The organism is Hymenobacter aquaticus (assembly GCF_004765605.1).
In the GTDB taxonomy this organism is placed as follows: Bacteria; Bacteroidota; Bacteroidia; order Cytophagales; family Hymenobacteraceae; genus Hymenobacter; species Hymenobacter aquaticus.
This window is the reverse complement of the sequence record NZ_SRLC01000001.1, coordinates 2,936,833-2,952,924: the sequence shown is the minus strand read 5'-3', so window position 1 is coordinate 2,952,924 and position 16,092 is coordinate 2,936,833. Positions and strand designations below refer to the sequence as shown.

The 16,092-nt window shown below is 64.6% G+C and carries 9 protein-coding genes; all 9 read right to left on the bottom strand.

The genetic code is table 11. From position 1 onward, the window contains the following. Positions 1-12: 12 nt before the first annotated feature. Positions 13-2,145 (bottom strand): RICIN domain-containing protein, encoded by a 2,133-nt coding sequence (locus E5K00_RS12090; protein WP_135463470.1) that lies wholly within the window; start codon positions 2,143-2,145, stop codon positions 13-15. Positions 2,146-2,290: 145 nt separating this feature from the next. Continuing rightward, positions 2,291-3,763, bottom strand: a complete 1,473-nt coding sequence (locus tag E5K00_RS12085) for a glycoside hydrolase family 30 protein (RefSeq protein ID WP_135463469.1) — start codon at positions 3,761-3,763, stop codon at positions 2,291-2,293. A 32-nt stretch (positions 3,764-3,795) separates the two neighbouring features. Next, complete coding sequence (locus E5K00_RS12080) at positions 3,796-5,226, bottom strand: glycoside hydrolase family 30 protein (RefSeq protein WP_135463468.1); 1,431 nt, start codon at positions 5,224-5,226, stop codon at positions 3,796-3,798. A 192-nt stretch (positions 5,227-5,418) separates the two neighbouring features. After that, on the bottom strand, positions 5,419-6,924 hold the full coding sequence (locus E5K00_RS12075) for a RagB/SusD family nutrient uptake outer membrane protein (protein ID WP_135463467.1): 1,506 nt from the start codon (positions 6,922-6,924) through the stop codon (positions 5,419-5,421). A gap of 13 nt (positions 6,925-6,937) precedes the next feature. Continuing rightward, complete coding sequence (locus E5K00_RS12070; RefSeq protein ID WP_135463466.1) at positions 6,938-10,174, bottom strand: SusC/RagA family TonB-linked outer membrane protein; 3,237 nt, start codon at positions 10,172-10,174, stop codon at positions 6,938-6,940. A 354-nt stretch (positions 10,175-10,528) separates the two neighbouring features. Beyond that, entirely contained in the window at positions 10,529-13,303 is a 2,775-nt protein-coding gene (locus tag E5K00_RS12065) for a substrate-binding domain-containing protein (RefSeq protein WP_135463465.1), read from the bottom strand. Between the two features lie 179 nt (positions 13,304-13,482). Further along, entirely contained in the window at positions 13,483-14,220 is a 738-nt protein-coding gene (locus tag E5K00_RS12060) for an MOSC domain-containing protein (RefSeq protein ID WP_135463464.1), read from the bottom strand. A gap of 53 nt (positions 14,221-14,273) precedes the next feature. Beyond that, positions 14,274-14,573, bottom strand: coding sequence for a DUF3817 domain-containing protein (locus E5K00_RS12055; protein ID WP_135463463.1), 300 nt, complete (start codon positions 14,571-14,573; stop codon positions 14,274-14,276). Positions 14,574-14,844: 271 nt separating this feature from the next. After that, on the bottom strand, positions 14,845-16,011 hold the full coding sequence (locus E5K00_RS12050) for a hypothetical protein (protein WP_135463462.1): 1,167 nt from the start codon (positions 16,009-16,011) through the stop codon (positions 14,845-14,847). Positions 16,012-16,092 lie beyond the last annotated feature (81 nt).

The following is a 16,092-nucleotide window of genomic DNA, read 5'->3' as shown; positions in this document are numbered from 1 at the left end:
GGGGAAATCAGGCTAGTGGCTGATAACGAGGCGGCGCTGGAGCTGCCCCTCGGGCGTGCCCACGCGCAGCACGTATACGCCGGCGGGCAGCGCGGCCACGTTCAGCTGGAAGGTGTTCAGGCCGGCGTGCACCGGGGCTTCGGGGCGCTGGAGCACGGTTTTGCCCAGCAGGTCCACCAGCTGCAATTGCACGCGGTGGGCCTGGTCGGCGGTGTAGTCGAAGCTGAGCTGGGCGGCCACGGTGGTGGGGTAGAGCTGCAGGCGGCTGTCGAGGGCCGCGCCGGCCGTGGCCAGGGTGGTGCGGGCCGCGCCCTGGTCCGAGAACCACCAGCGCTGGTTGTCGCCGCCGCCGTAGGTCCACATGTGCACGGCCGCGCCGTCGGCGGTAGAGTTGTTTGCCACGTCGAGGGCCTTGCCGCTGTACTTGCTGATGATGCGGTAGGTGCCGTCGCCGTTGCCGATGATCTGCCAGTACTGGCTATCCTGGCTCAGCCAGTCCCACTGGTGCACGGCGGCCCCGTCGGCGGTGCTGGGGCCGGCAATGTCGAGGCTCTTGTTGCTGTTCAGGTTTACGATGCGCACGTAGCCGCCGCCGGCGTCCACGAGCTTCCACTTCTGGCTGGCCGAGGCCACCCAGCCCCACTGCTGCACCCGGCCGCCGTTGGCCTGGGAGTTAGCCGAGACTTCCATAGCCTTGCCGCCGTTCTTGGAGCTGATTTCGTAGATGCGCCCGATGCTGGGGCCGCTGGGCGGGGCGGTGGTGCCGTTGTAGTTGCCGCCGCCGGGGTAGTTGACGATGCCGTTCTGGTTGGGCGACACGGCCGCCACGGTGGTGTTGGGCACGCAGTTGGCCCACTGAATGTTGGTCAGGACCTGGCTCAGACCGGCCGGGCCGTCGACCACGTAGGGCGGGTTGATGTGCATGAAGGCCGGGTTGCTGCGGTCCTCGAAGCGCTTGTAGGTCCAGTGGCACCAGCCGATGCCGACGGAGTTGAGGTTTTTGGCCGCCTCGCGCATCCAGTTGTCGTCGGGGTTCTCGCCGGTTTCCCCCACCCAGATCGGCACGTTGTGCGTGCTGCGGAAGTTGCGTAGGTCGCCGATAAAGCGGATGGTGTTGGGGCTGCCGCCAGTCGAGTTCACGCCGTTGTCCATCAGGTAGCCCTGGGCGCTGTAGCGGTGGGAGTTATACACCAGGTTCGAGCGGTTCGGGAAAATAAATGGCTCCAGGTAGTTGTAGTCGTTGCCCCAGCCGTTGCCCTCTACCAGGATCAGGTGGTTGTCGCCCTGGCCCCGGATGGAGGTAATCAGGCGCTGAAATACGTCGTGAATCTTCTGGTTGCTGGGGTAGTTGTTGGGCTCATTGATGAGGTCGTACATGGCCACCCGGGCGTCGTTCTTGTAGCGGTTCGAGACGAAGCGCCACAGCCGGTCGAGCACGTCCTGGTTGATTTGCCGGTTCCAGAGGTCGTTGGCCACAATCTGGTCGGCAATGTTGGCGTCGGTGCCCTGGGAGCCGGGCACGGCGTGCATGTCGAGCACCACGTACATGTTGTTGGCCTGGGCCCAGGCCAGCGTGTTGTCAATCATGGCCAGCGCCGCCATGTTGGCCGGGTCCGTGAAGAGCTGATTGGCGTTGTACCAGCCCGTGAGCTGGCTTACGTAGGAGTCGTACGAGACGGTGCCGCGCATCACGCTGTTGCGCACGGCCCGCTGGCTGGGCGTCAGGAACAGCTCGTAGTGCAGCGGCAGGCGCACGCAGTTGAAGCCCTTGCTGGCGATGTAGTCGATATCGGGCTTGGTAATGAAATTGTCGCGGTAGTTCTGGTAGAAGGTTTCCACGGCCGCGTCGCTCATGCCCGCGTTGTAGAGGCTCTTTTTTACCGCGCCCTGCGTCTGCTTCGTGGCGCCGTTTATCGTGGCCCCCGGCCAGCCCACTTTCATCATGTAGCCTTCCTGCACGGCCCAGTTGCCCAGGTTCATGCCGTTCAGAATCACTTCCTGGTTGCTGGCATTCACGATGCGCTGGCCGTCGGCGCGCAGAAAGCTTTGCGCGGCGGCGTGGTGGGCCAGGCCCAGGCCCGTCGTCAGCACCAGCAGGTTGCGCAGCCGGCGCAGCGGGCCGGCGAGAAGCGTAGTTTTGTTCATGTTCTGTAGGAATTTTGGTGGTGGAAAAAATGGGAAACAGAGCGGTGAACAGGTGCGGAAAGCGGGCAAACGGGGCGGAAAGCGGGTTGTCAGGCGGTAGGCAGCGGGAGTGAGGTAAAGAGAAAAGGCGGGCCGGGCGGGCAGCTTACCAGACGTAGGTGCCCACGGCCCCGGCGGTCAGCGTCGAACTGACGACCTTGCCCCGGTAGCTGATGTCGAAGGTTTGGGTGGCCCCGCTGTTCTGCACGATGAGCACCTTCCGGCCATTGGGCGCTTTGAAGGCCACGTTGGGCAGGTTGGCGGGCAGGTTGGTAGCCACGCGCACCGAGCCGGGCCGCACGAACTTGCTGGCGTGGGCCACGGTGTAGTAGGCCGTGTTGCGCGTCACGCTGCCGCCGTTGATGGTCAGCGCGCCCAGGCAGTTGGGGCAGCCGCCCTGGGTGCGGGGGCCGTAGTTCTGGTCGGCGGCCAGGTTCCACTCCAGCACGTTCTTGCTCCAGTTGCGCGTGGCCCCGATGATGAGGTTATTCACGTGCCAGCTGAAGTCGCCGGCGAAGTTGCCGGGCCCGCCCACCCACTGCTCGGTGAAGTAGACGCCCTTGTCGGGGTAGGCCGCGTGCACTGCACTCAGGGCGCTGATGTTGCCGGCGTAGAGGTGAAACGCCGAGCCATCCACGTAGGGCCGCACCGCCGCGTCGGCCAGGATAGCCAGCGGGTAGTCGGTGCGGTCGGCGTTGTGGTCATACAGGATAATCTTGGTGCTGAGTCCGGCCGCGCGCAAGGCGGGGCCCAGGTTCTGCTTGATGAAAGTGCCCTGCTCGGCGGCCGTCATATACAGGCTGGGGTTGTTGTCGGGGTTCAGGGGCTCGTTCTGCACCGTCAGGGCATCCAGCGTGATGCCCTCGGCCTGCATGGCCCTGAGGTACTTCACGAAGTAGTCGGCGTAGGCCGCGTAGTACTCGGGCTTGAGCGAGCCGCCCTTCAGGCTGGCGTTGGTTTTCATCCAGGCCGGGGCCGACCACGGGGAGCCCAGAATCTTGAGCGTGGGATTCAGCGCCAGAATTTCCTTGAGCACCGGAATCAGGTCGGTCTTGTCGGGCTGCAGGCTGAACTGGGCCAGGGTGGGGTCGGTCTGCCCGGAAGGCAGATCGTCGTAGGTGTAGGGCCGGTCGCTCAGGTCGGAGGCCCCGATGCTGATGCGCAGGTAGCTGACCCCGATATTGGTTTCGTCGGTGGCAAACAGCTCCTTGAGCAGCGCGGCCCGGGCGGTGGCGCTCAGCTGATTCAGCAGCGTGGCGCTGCCCCCCGTGAGCGTGTAGCCAAACCCGTCTATCGACTGATACGTTTGGGTCGTGTCCACCACGATGGTGGGGTTGTTGCCGGTCGGGGCCTGAAAATTCAGCACCGCCGTGCTTTTCCGGAACAGCGCCACCTGGTCGGTGGTGGTCAGCCACAGGGCCACCTGCGACGGGCCCGTGACGGGCGGCGTGATGACGCCGCCCCCGCCGCCGCCCGGAGCCGGGGCGTCGGCGGGCTTGGAGGTGCAGGCGCTCAGCAGCAGGGCCGGGAGCAGCAGGGCCGTGGCCAGGCGGGTCAGAAGTTGGTTCGGGGTTTTCATGCGGCGGGGTGGGAAAGAGGAAGAAGCGCGGCCTACCACACGTAGGTGCCCACGGCGCCGGCGGCCAGCGTGCTGGCAAAGCTTCGGCCCTGGTGGCGGATGGTGAAGGTGCGGGCCGCGGGGCTGTCATTCTGCACCACCAGCACCTTGTCGCCGTTGGGGGCTTTGAAGGCCACGTTGGGCAGCTTGTCGGGCACGTTGGAGCCGATGCGGACCGAGCCGGGGCGGGCAAACTTGCTGGCGTGGGCAATGATGTAGTAGGCGTCTTCGCGCGTCACCTGGTTGCCGTCGAGCGTCAGGGCGCCGCGGCACTCGGTGCAGCCGCCGGGCGTGTGCGGATTTTGCTGCGGGTCGGCGGCCAGGTTCCACTCCAGCACCGTGCGGGCCCAGTTGCGCGTGCCCCCGATGATGAGGGTGCGCACGTGCCAGGGCAGGTTTTCGGCAAACTGGCTTTTCGAGCCCACCCACTGCTCGGTGAAGTACAGGTTCTTGTCGGGGTGGGCGTCGTGCACCTGGCTCAGGGCCTCAATCGGGCCGGCGTAGAGGTGAAAGGCCGAGCCGTCGATGTACTTCCTGGCCTCGGGGTCGTTCAGAATGCTGATGGGGTAGTCGGGCTTGTCGGCGTTGTGGTCGTAGACGATAATCTTCGTGTCGATTTTGGCCTTTTCGAAAGCCGGGCCGAGGTGCTTTTTCACGAACTCGGCCTGCTGCTCGGCCAGCATCAGCAGGCTGGGGTTGTTGCCCGGGTGCAGGGGCTCATTCTGCACCGTTATGGCGTCGATGCGGATGCCCTCGGCCCGCATGCCCTGCACGTACTTCACGAAGTAGCGGGCGTAGGCGTCGTAAAACTCGGGCTTGAGCGAGCCGCCCTTCGAGTTGCCGTTGGTTTTCATCCACGGCGGCGGCGACCAGGGCGAGCCGAGCAGCTTGATGCTGGGATTAATGGCCAGAATTTCCTTGAGCACCGGAATCAGGTGGGCTTTGTCGGGCTGCAGGCTGAACTTCGCCAGGGTGGGGTCCGTCTGGCCGGCGGGCAGGTCGTCGTAGCTGAAAACCTGGGCATCGAGGTCGGAAGCCCCGATGCTCAGGCGGAGGTAGCTCACGCCAATCTGGTTGCCGCTGGTGCCAAACAGCTCTTGCAGCAGGGCCTTGCGCTCGGTGGCGCCCATGCGGTGCAGCAGCTCGGCCGAGCCGCCGGTGAGGCAGTAGCCAAAGCCGTCAATGGTTTGAAACGTCTGCTTGTCGTCTACTTCAATCACGTCGCCGGTGGGCTGCGCGGCGCTCCAGGCCGGGGCTGCCTGCGGCTGAAACAGCACCGACTTATCGGGCGTGGTCAGCCAGAAAGCCGGGGTGCGGCCGGTAGTAGCCGCGCCGCTGGCCTGGGGTGGGCGCTGGCAGCCGGTGCCAAGGCTCAGGCCCAAGAGGAGCAGCAAGGAATAAGCAGAAGCGGGAATTCGAAGCATAAAAGCGGGGAAGGAGAGCAAAAAGCAGGGGGATAAAAGCGGGCAGCAGCGCCTTGGCTGCGGCGAAAAAAGGAGAAGCCTGCGGGCCGGTTTCGTTTCTCTCCCACACCGAAACCGGCCCCGGCTTCGCGCGGTCAGGCTAGTCCTCGGCCGCGCAAAACAAAGCCTGGGGCGTTACAGCGCCCCAGGCGGTTAGTACCCAGGGTTCTGGGTTACATTCGGGTTGTTGTTGGTTTCCTGCTGCGGAATGGGCAGCAGCAGGTAGTTGGCGTCGCGCCGGCCCAGCTTGTTGAAAATCTCGTCGAAAGCATCCTTGGGGTGACTCACCGTGGGCGCGGCCAGCTCGTGGCGGGCGTAGCGCAGCAAGTCAAACCACCGCTCGCCCTCGAAGGCCAGCTCCAGGCGGCGCTGCCGGTCGATTTCGTTGCGCAGGGTAGCCTGGCTGGCCGCTTCGGGCGAAGCGGCGGTCAGCTCGGCCAGGCCGGCACGGGTCCGCACGCGGTTCAGCGGCGTCAGGGCGGCTCCCGACTGACCCTGCTCGTTCAGGGCTTCGGCCTGCATCAGCAGCACGTCGGCAAAGCGCAGCACGTAGGTGTTGTCGGCCGAGTTGAAGCCGTTCGGGTTGCCCGACCACTTGTACACGAAGGGGCCGTTGTCGTTGCCCGAGCCCTTGCCGCCGTCGATGTAGCTGACATGGTCGCGCCCGCCGGGCTTGTTGCCCACGTAGGCCCAGCGCCGGTCGGTGCGCCGCTGCAGCGGGTTGCCGGGGGCATAGGTGGCGGTATCGGCCGAGTTGGGGCCGCCGTTGAGCAGCTCCGGGGTCGGAATGTTGAACTTGGGAAACGAGTACGTGGCGGGCGGGGCGGGCAAAGCCACGTCGGGGAAGATGTTGCCCCCGTCGTCGGCGCCGGCAAACTGCACCTCAAACACCGATTCGCGGTTGTTATTGGCCGGGTACAGCTCCTTGGGCGTGCCGGCCAGCACGTAGAGGTTGCTGCTGATGACCTTCTCGGCGGCGGCGGCGGCGGCCGACCAGTTGCGCTGGGTGAGCTGCACCCGGGCCAGCAGGGCGTTGGCCGAGCCGCGGGTGGCCCGGCTCCGGTCGGAGGCCGAGCCGGCCGGGGCCAGGTCGGCGGCCTGGGTCAGGTCGGTGATGATCTGCTGGTAGACCTGGTCCACGCTGGCGCGGCCCAGATTCAGGGCGCCGGGCTCGGCGGTTTCGGTGGGCTCCAGGCGCAGCGGCACGCCGCCGTAGAGGCGCACCAGGTTGAAGAAGTGCAGGGCGCGCAGGAAGCGGGCTTCGCCCAGAATCTCGTTTTTGCGGGCCGCCGGCATGTCGATGCCCGGCACGTACTTAATTACCGCGTCGGCCCGGTTGATGCCGATGTAGGAGGCCGTGTAGATGGTGCGCACCTGCTTGGTGGTGGGCCGCCAGGTAAACTTATCCAGGGGCGTCACGTCGCCGTTTTCGCTGGTGGCGTTGTCGGAGGGCATTTCGCCGGTGGCAATCAGGTCCAGGCCGTAGGTGCCTTCCTGCTGCAAGGCGTCGTAGGCGGCGGTAATGGCGGCCTCGGCGTCGTCGCGGTTCTGGAAGAAGTTGACGGGCGTGATGCTGGGCAGGGGCTCTTTTTCCAGCACACTGTCGCAGCCCGTAGTGAGCAGCACGGCGGCCAGAATGGGGTAGACTATCTTTTTCATGGGTGGGAGTCGGTTAGAAAGTAGCGTTCAGGCCTACCGTGTAAGTGCGCGACTGCGGGTACACGCCCAGGTCGCGGCCGAAGCCGGTGCTGGAGAAGGGGTCGGCGCTAACTTCGGGGTCGTAGCCGGTGTAGTCGGTCCAGGTCAGCAGGTTCTGGCCCGTGACGTACACCCGGATGCCGCTGATACCGGCTTTCTGCATCAGGCCCGAGGGCAGGGCGTAGGCCAGGGTCACGTTCTTGAGGCGCACGTAGGAGCCGTCCTCGATGAAGCGGTTCGACACCTGGTTGTTGCCGGCCGGGTCGTTCAGCACCGCCCGCGGCACGTCGGTATCACGGTTGGTCGGCGTCCAGCGGTTCAGCACCCGCGTGGTCTGGTTCAGGGCCTGGTACATGCCCTCGGTGCTGCGGCGGTTTTCGTGGTAGATGTCGTTGCCGAAGGAGCCCTGGAAGAAGACGCTCAGCTCCAGACCTTTGTAGCTGAACGTGTTGGTGACGCCGGCAATGGATTTGGGGTTGCTGTTGCCAATCACCGTGCGGTCGGCGTCCGTGATTTTATTGTCGCCGTTCAAGTCCTTGAAGCGGATGTCGCCGGCCCGGGCTTCGGGGTTCAGCTTCTTGGCCTCGTCGTCGGTCTGGAAGATGCCGTCGGTTTGCAGGCCGTAGAACGTGCCCAGCGGCAGGCCGGCCTGCACGATGGAGTAGTCGCCGATAATCTTGCGGTCCGAAACCACGCCCTGCTCGTTGCGCACGGTCCCGATGTTGATAACCTTGTTGCGGTTCAGGGTGAAGTTCAGTTGGGTGGTCCAGGCGAAGCCGCCGTTGTCCGACTGCACGTTGGTCGTGTTCAGCCCCAACTCCAGGCCCTTGTTTTCCACCTCACCCAGGTTCTGGATGATGTTCAGGGTCTGAGCGCCGCTGCTCAAGGGCAGGGGCACTTCAAACAGCAGGTCGGTGCTGCGCTTCTGGTAGAGGTCGGCCGTGAAGTTGAGCTTGTCGCGCAGCAGGCTCACGTCTACGCCGAAGTTGGTTTGCTTGGTCCGCTCCCAGCTCACGTCGGCGTTGCCGATGCGCTCGGGCGAAATGCCGCCCGCGATGCTGCCGCCCGAGCCCTGGTAGCCAGCGCCCGAGCCGTAGGTGGTGAAGCGGGCGTAATTGCCGATTTCCTGGTTGCCGTTTTCGCCGTAGGAAGCCCGCACTTTCAGGTTGGAAATGGCGGTGCTCTGCGGGAAGAAGCTTTCCTTGCTCACGTTCCAGCCCAGGCTCACGGCCGGGAAATAGCCGAACCGCTTGTTTTTGGCGAAGCGCGACGAGGCGTCGGTCCGCAGGCTGACGGTGGCCAGGTACCGCTCGTCGTAGTTGTAGATGGCACGGCCGAACACGCTGAACAGGCCCCACTCTTCCTCGTAGCTGCTCACCGAACGGTTGGCCGTAGCCGCGTACAGGTACGGCACCGCGTTGGAGGGGAAGCCCGTGCCGCGGGCGTTGGACGTGAAGCGGTTCGAGGCCTGCACCGACTGGCCGGCCAGCAGCGTCAGGCGGTTTTTGGCGCCCAGGTCGGGGTTGTAGGTCAGCGTGTTTTCGTTCAGCCAGATCACCTGCTGGTCGGTGCCGGTGCGGGCCGCGCCCAGCGTGGCCGGGTCGGGCGTGGTGGTCTGGCGGTTGCCGGGAAACTCCCGGGTTACGTACTCATTCTCCACCTGCGAGCGGAAATCGATGCCCACCGAGGAGCGCAGCTGTAGGTTGCTCAGCACGTCCAGCTCGCCGTAGAGGTTGCCGATAGCCTGGTAAATCAGAGCCTTGTTGCGGGTTTCCAGCAGGTTGCCCACTGGGTTGTCGAAGCTGCTGTTGAAGGGGTTGGTGGCGTAGGTGCCGTCGGGGTTGCGCACCGGCAGGGTCGGAATCTGCGTCAGGGTGCCGACGACGGTGCCGCCGTTGCCCGCGCCCCGCTCCGAGCGTACCGAGCCGTTGTTGTTGGTGCGGCTCAGGTTCAGGTTGGTGCCGATGCGGAAGCGCTTGGCTACTTCCTGGTCGAGGTTGAGGCGGAAGCTGAACCGGTCGAAGCCCGAGTTCAGGGCAATGCCTTCCTGCTTGAAGTAGCTGCCCGAGGCGTAGTAGCGGGTTTTGTCGGAGCCGCCGCTCACGTTCAGCTGGTAGTTCTGGATGGAGGCCTTATCGTACACCTCGTCCTGCCAGTCGGTGTTGGCCGGCAGGTTGTTCAGGTCGGGGTAAGCGGCCGTGCCGCCCGCGTTGATGCGGGCTTCGTTGTAGTATTCAGCAAACTGGCGGGCGTTCAGCAAGTCCAGCTTTTTGCGCAGCTGCTGCTGGCCGTAGTACACGTTCAGGCCCACCTGAGCTTTGCCGGCTTTGCCGCGCTTGGTGGTAATAACCACCACGCCGTTGGAAGCCCGCACCCCGTAAATGGCCGCCGCCGCGCCGTCCTTCAGCACGTCGATGCTTTCAATGTCGTTCGGGTTCAGGGCGTTCAGCGGGTTCGGCGACTGGTTGCTCAGGCCACCCAGCTCCCGGTTGTAGGTCGGCAGCACGGGCACGCCGTCGATGACGTAGAGCGGGCTGTTCGACAAGCTCACCGAGGAGTTGCCCCGAATCCGGACGTTGATGCCGGCACCCGGCGCCCCGCTCGGCGAGGTCACCTGCACGCCGGGTGTCTGGCCCTGCAAGGCCTGGTCGAAGCCGGCCACCGTCTGCCGCTCCAGCGCCTTCGAGCTCACCGACGATACGGCCGTGGTCAGCTCCTGCCGGCTCTGGGTGCCGTAGCCCACCACTACTACTTCGCTCAGTGCCTGGGTATCTTCGCTCAGCGTGGTGCTGCCCACCTGCGTGGGCTGGCCGTCGACCACCGTAATGGGCAGGCGCGTGGTAACGTAGCCCACCGAGGAAATAACCAGGGTCTGGGCCCCGGCCGGTACGTCCTGAATCAGGTATTCGCCATTGGTATTGGTGGCGCTGCCCAGGGTGGTGCCGGCCACTACTACGGTCACGCCGGGCAGGGGCTCCCCTTTGGCGTCGACCACGCGGCCACTCACCGGGCCGGTTACCAGGAAGGCCGCGTACAGCTCGTGGGCGGCCAGGATGCGGGTGGGCAAAGCGGCCCGCACGTGCTCCGTCACGAAGCCGGCCGTGGGGTGCGCCGCCGCCGGGCTGGTGAGCAGCAGGCTACCCACGGCCGGCGTGAGCAGCAGCCACCGCAAGGGCCGGACGCCGTGGGGGAATTGGGGTAGAAACGGCATAGTACTGTGGGTTAAAATGATGGGAGAGGGAGCAGAGCGGAGCTTCCATTCCGCGCCAGACCAGCGTGGTCGGGCGGACTTGGAAGCATCCAGGGTACTTTGGGGTGGAGGAGGGAAGCCTGGCCGGCGGAGCCCGGGGAAGCACTGCAAACGTTTGCAGTTGCGGCCCACGGTAAGGCCACCAGCCAGCACAAAAGTCAGCGCCCGGGCCGGCTTCGGCTTGCTGATTTATTTCAAAATTCGTTCAGGATCGAAACGATAGGTATAGCATTGATTTTCAATACTTTTAAAATAAAAAAACCGAGCCTGCTACTGGCTCGGTTTCACTTTTCTTGCAGCACTTATGATAATGTTTCAGTGCTGCGGGGCAATGTGCAGGGCCCGAAACTCGGAGGGCGAAATATGGTAGCGGGCCTTGAAGCTGGTGGAGAAGTAGGAGGGCGAGGAGAAGCCCAGCTCGTAGGCCACTTCCGCAATCGTCAGCGCTTCGTCGAGCAGCAGCTCCCGGGCTTTGGTCAGGCGCAGGCTCTGGATGAAGTCGGTGACGCCGGTGCCGAGCACGGCTTTCACTTTGCGGTAGAGCTGCATGCGCGAGATGCTCAGGCTGCGGGCAATATCCTCCACGCTCAGGTCGGTCTTGGTCAGGTTGGCCTCCACGATGGCCGTGAGGTCGTTCAGGAATTTCTGGTCGGGGTTGGTGGGGGCCACGGTGGCCGCGTCCACGCTCAGCTCGCGGCGGAAATGCTCGCGCTGCCGGGCGCGGTTGGCCAGCAGGGTCCGCACGCTTTCCAGCAGGAAAGTGGGGTTGAAGGGCTTGGTCAGGTAGAGGTCGGCGCCGGCCTGCACGCCCTGTACCTGCTGCTCGGGGGCGTTGCGGGCTGTGAGCAGCACCACCGGAATGTGGCTGGTGCGCCAGTCGGCCCGCAGCTGGGTCACCACTTCCAGCCCGCTCAGGCCCGGCATCATCACGTCGCACACAATCAGGTCCGGAATCAGGTCGGTGGCCATGCGGAAGCCGGTGTGGCCGTCGGTGGCGGTCTGCACCCGGAAATCGTGGCGCAGCTTGCGGGCCAGGAAGTCGTTGACCTCGGCATTGTCCTCAATCACCAGCACCAGGGTTTCACTGCCGTTTTCGGCCGTCACGGCATCGGCGTCGGGGCCAAAGTCGGTGGGAATGGCCTCGGGCTCGTCGAGCGTGAGCAGGGTAGGAGCGGCCGGCTCGCTGGAGCGCAGCTCGGCGGGCAGCTCGCGCGGCAGCTCCACCACGAAGGTGCTGCCCTGCCCGGGCTGACTGCTAAACGTGAGCTGGCCCTGGTGCAGGCGCACCAGGCCCTGGGCCAGGGCCAACCCCATGCCCGAGCCTTTGGCCACCGCCCCCTGGTCGCCCTGGTAAAACCACTCGAAAATGTGGGCCCGGTCCTGGTCGGAGATGCCGCGGCCGGTATCGGCCACGCTGATGCGCAGGGTTTTGCCGTCGTCACCGGGCTGCAGGCTGATGGTGATGCGGCCCTGGTCGGGGGTGAATTTCAGGGCGTTGGAGAGCAGGTTGAAGAAGACCTTGTCCAGAATGTTGCCGTCGAACCAGGCCTTGAGCTCGGGCGCGGCGGCCACAAACCGCAGCTCCACGCCCCGCAGCCGGGCCGGCTTCTCGAAGGCATCCACGATTTCGCGCACGAAAGCCACCAGGTTGCTTTCCGTAGCCCGCACCGACATTTTGCCCACCTCGATTTTGCGGAAGTCCAGCAATTGATTTACTAGCTGAAGCAGGCGCTGGGTGTTGCGCCGCACCAGCGCCAGGTCCTGACGTTGGGCGGGGTTCAGGTCGGGGCTGCTGGTGAGCAGCTCCTCCACCGGGCCCAGAATCAGGGTGAGCGGGGTGCGCAGCTCGTGTGAGAAGTTGGTGAAGAAGCGCAGCTTGGCCTCGGTGTCGGCGCGGGCCTGCTCGGCCAGGGCTTCGAGCTGGTTGCGCTGCTGCCGGATTTCCTCGTTCTGAATGAGAAGCTGATGGTTGATCTTGTCGTTTTCCGCGTTCTGCAGGGCCAACTGCTCATTGATCAGGCGGTTTTTGCGGGCCGAGTTCCAGGCAATGATGCCCAGCACCACGGCACCGAGCAACGTGGCCAGCAGGCCGTAGAGCACCACCTGCTGGCTGGCGTAGGTGGCCTGCAGGCGCTGGAGCAGGCCTTGCTGCCGCTCAATGTCCTGCTGCTGGGTTTCGACCTTGTCGGTCTGCTGCTGCATGGTCCGCACGTTGGTCGAGTCGATAACGAGGGTGCCGAGCGTGTTTTCGTGCTTGTAGGGCTGCTTGTGCAGAATGCTCAGGGCCGTGCGGATGGCGTCTTCGCCGCCGGGCGAATACAGCACCGAGGCCGTCAGCAGGCCGCGCTGCACTAGGTCCAGGCCCTCATTCTTCCCGGGCAGGCCGTCGACACCGATGATTTTCACCTTCTTGCCCAGGCCCAGCTGCTGACACACCTGGGCCGCGCCCCGGCCCATGCCGTCGTTGTGGGCGAAGATGAGGTTGGCCTCGGGGTGAGCTTTCAGAGCCTGAGCCAGGGCGGGCAGGGCTTTGGCGGTCCAGTCGCCCGTCACCTGGCCGACCACGCGCAGGCCGGGCTCGGCGCGCAGGGCCTGGGTGAAGCCGCGGTGCCGGTCGGAGGTGGCGGAAGAGCCGGGCGTGCCCAGAATTTCGATGATGGTGCCGCGGTGGTTGAGCAGGCGGGCCGCGTAGCGCGCGGCCGTCTGCCCGACTTCCAGGTTGTCGCCGCCCACGTAGGCCGTGTACTGGCCCGAGGCGGTGCGCCGGTCGAGCAGCACCACCGGAATACCGCGCCGGTAGGCTTCCTCCACCGCCGGCGTCACCGGCCCCGCCTCGTAGGGCGACACAATCAGCAAGTCGATGCCGCCGCGCACCAGCTCCCGGATCTGCTGCTGCTGCACCCGGCTGTTGTCGTGGGCATCAAGCATGCGCAGCCGCACCTCGGGGTGAAAGCTCAGCTCCCGCTTCATGCCGGCCAGCATGGCCTGCCGCCAGGGCCCGGTGGTGCTGCACTGCGAAAACCCGATGCGGTAGGCGGGCGGCGGGGCGGGCTGGGTGCAGCCGGCCAGCAGCGCCAGCAGGGGCAGCACGAGTGGGTAGAAAAAAGTGGAAAAGGGCCGAATCAAGTTCCTGACGGCAGTGCCGGTAATTTTACGACGACAACGCCTACCAAATATACAAGGCTGGGCGGGTACTTGCAGCTCAACGGCCGCCGCGCAGCCCGGAAACCGGCGGCCGGAATCAGCTTTTTTGTTTCTGCTAATGCCTTTTAGCGGCTGCCGGGTCCTTCGAGGCGGTTGGCGTCGTCGTAGAGCGGCAGCGTGCCGGCCACGCGCCCCTGCATCTTGCGCCGCCACTGCCCGCCCAGGGCCGGGCACTCCAGCAGCTCCCGGGCCAGGGCCAGGTCTTCGCGCAATTCGTACTTCACGCTGTTGACGCGGGTAATGGGCCACTGCGGGTAAGGCCGCTCCAGCAGCCGCAGCGCATCGGTGGGCACCACCAGGCCGGGCTGCAGCACGCGCAGGTACCAGCCGGTGCGGCCCGAGTCCTGCAGCCACTTGGGCAGCAGGGGCACATTCCAGCGCAACCCTAGCTTGTAACAGGGTGAGCGGGGCTGGGAAATCTGCACCACCGCTTCGCCTAGTTGGAAAATGTCGCCCAGACAAACGTCCTGCTCGGTAAAGTCGCCAGCCAGGGTCAGGTTTTCGCCGAAGCTACCGGGCCGCAGCGGGTAACCCAGCTGCTCAGTCCACGCGGGGTAGTGCGCGCCCGAATACACGCACAGGGCCTGGTCGGGGCCGCCGTGGTTTTTCAAGTCAGCCTGGGCGTCGCCGGCCAGGTTGAGGCCATCCAGCCACGCGGGGCCGTTGATTTCGGCTTTGTGAATGGCCGAGGTCCAGGGCCGGGCCGACGCGCTGTCGGGGCCGGCACCAATGAAGGTTTCGGGCTGACCCACCCGCACGGAGGCCAGCGGCAACGACAGGGAAACGGGCTGTGTGTTCGTCATAGCGGCAAGAATAAGCAAACCCGGGCAAACCGGCCCGGCAGCTCGCGCCGGCGCTACTCCTGAAACAGCTTTTTCTCGGCCCAGAACGTGCCGAAGGGCACCACCGATACCACCAGCGCCAGCAAAGCCTTGCGCCACGACCAGCCGCGGGCAACACTGACTTGCACCACCAGTAGCACGTACAGCACGAACAACACGCCGTGCGCCATGCCCACCATCCGCACCGCGGCGGGCTGGCCGGCCAGGTATTTCAGCGGCATGGCTATGCCCAGCAGCACCAGAAACGAAATGCCTTCCAGAAACCCAATTGCCCGCAGGCGCCCCAACGAAGTCCGTAGCAAAGAAGCCAGCATACCAATAGCAAAGAATGAAGCCGCAAGGTACGGCGCGGCCGGCGCATTAGGCCGACATGCGCAACGAGCTGCTTTATTTCGTCAACGACCGGCTGGAGGGCTACCTGCGCCAGCCGGGCGGCGAGCGGCACTCTCAGAACACCTACAAAGGAGCTGCAGCGCCTGCAAAGCAAGCAGGAGTAGCCGGCTCAAGCCACACAAAAAAAGCCATCCGCTTGCGGATGGCTTTTTTGTTTGCCTGCGTCGTTGTGCACGGTGGCGCGGGCTGGCGTTACAGGCCCAAATCCGCTTTAGTCCGCTTGACAACCAGCTTGTTGGTCTCTGTGGAATGGAATACGAGGGTGCCGTTGCGGGCCTTGGCTACCGAAGCTACGTAGCCTGACACAGTCGGCTGCGCTTTGCGCGTTAGCTCGGTACCCGTGGGCGAGAGGCGCAACAGCAGCGGGTGAAGCAGGGAGTAACCGCCCGTTTTTTCGGCCTGGACCCCAGCCAGAATCAGGTTGTTGTCGGGTCCGAGTTCCAGCCGGTTGATGTAGCCCTTGATGTCAGTGGCCACGGTGGACAGTACCGGCTGCTGCCCGTTGGCATTGGTTCTGAGCAATTGGATGGGGCTATACGCGTCGTTACCTGAGCCGCTGGCTAGCGCGTAGCCCCCGTCGGGCGTTTGCACTACGCTATTGGTTGCGCCAAGGCTTATACCAGCATAGACTTGCCTCCATAGTGCGGTGCCCTGGGGAGTAATCTTAGTCAGAAATGGCTCATTCAGGTCATAAAAGGAATTTACCCCGCTCACAATGAAATTACCATCGGCGGTGGGGCGGATTTCGGTGGCCACATCACCGGGGTGCAGGGTGGAGGTCGTCAGCGCGCCGGTAGCCGAGAGCTTATGCACCACGAAGCGGCCGTTTTGGCTGCCGGTTGTAATGGCCAGGAAACCTCCGTCGGCAGTTGGAATGACTTTACAGATGAGCGGGCTCTGGGTTGGAGGCAGCACGGTGCTCCACAGCACGGCCCCAGTAGTACTATTCAGCTTTTCAACCACTGCATTGGTCGCTGTGGTGAAGTTGAAGCCTGCCATCACTACCTGGCCGTCGACAGTAGCTACGGCATTGCAGCCGTAAGCCATTACGAAGGTCGCATTGGAACCGAATTTGTAGCGCTTGGTCCAGACGGTGTCGCCGGTGGCAGTGAGCTTTATTCCGAGTGCCCGCGACCCATCCGGGGTATTGAGTAGGCCGGCCAGCACGAACAGGCTTTCATCGGGGAGCTCGACCACATCTGTGGCGGTAGCATCCGGGCCGCCACGTAGCGTAATGGGCTTTTCAAACGTGACCGGCTGGGGCGTGTTGGGGGCTGCCGATTCGCCGTCTTTCGAGCAGCCGGCGGCCAGTAGCAGGACAAGCGGGGCCAGCAGCCCGAGTTTAGCGACACGATTCATAGAAGGAATAGAAAAAAAGGTGTGGCCTTATAAACTATAAGGGTCCTGATATATTGTGTTATTCAACAAAAACAGGGCACC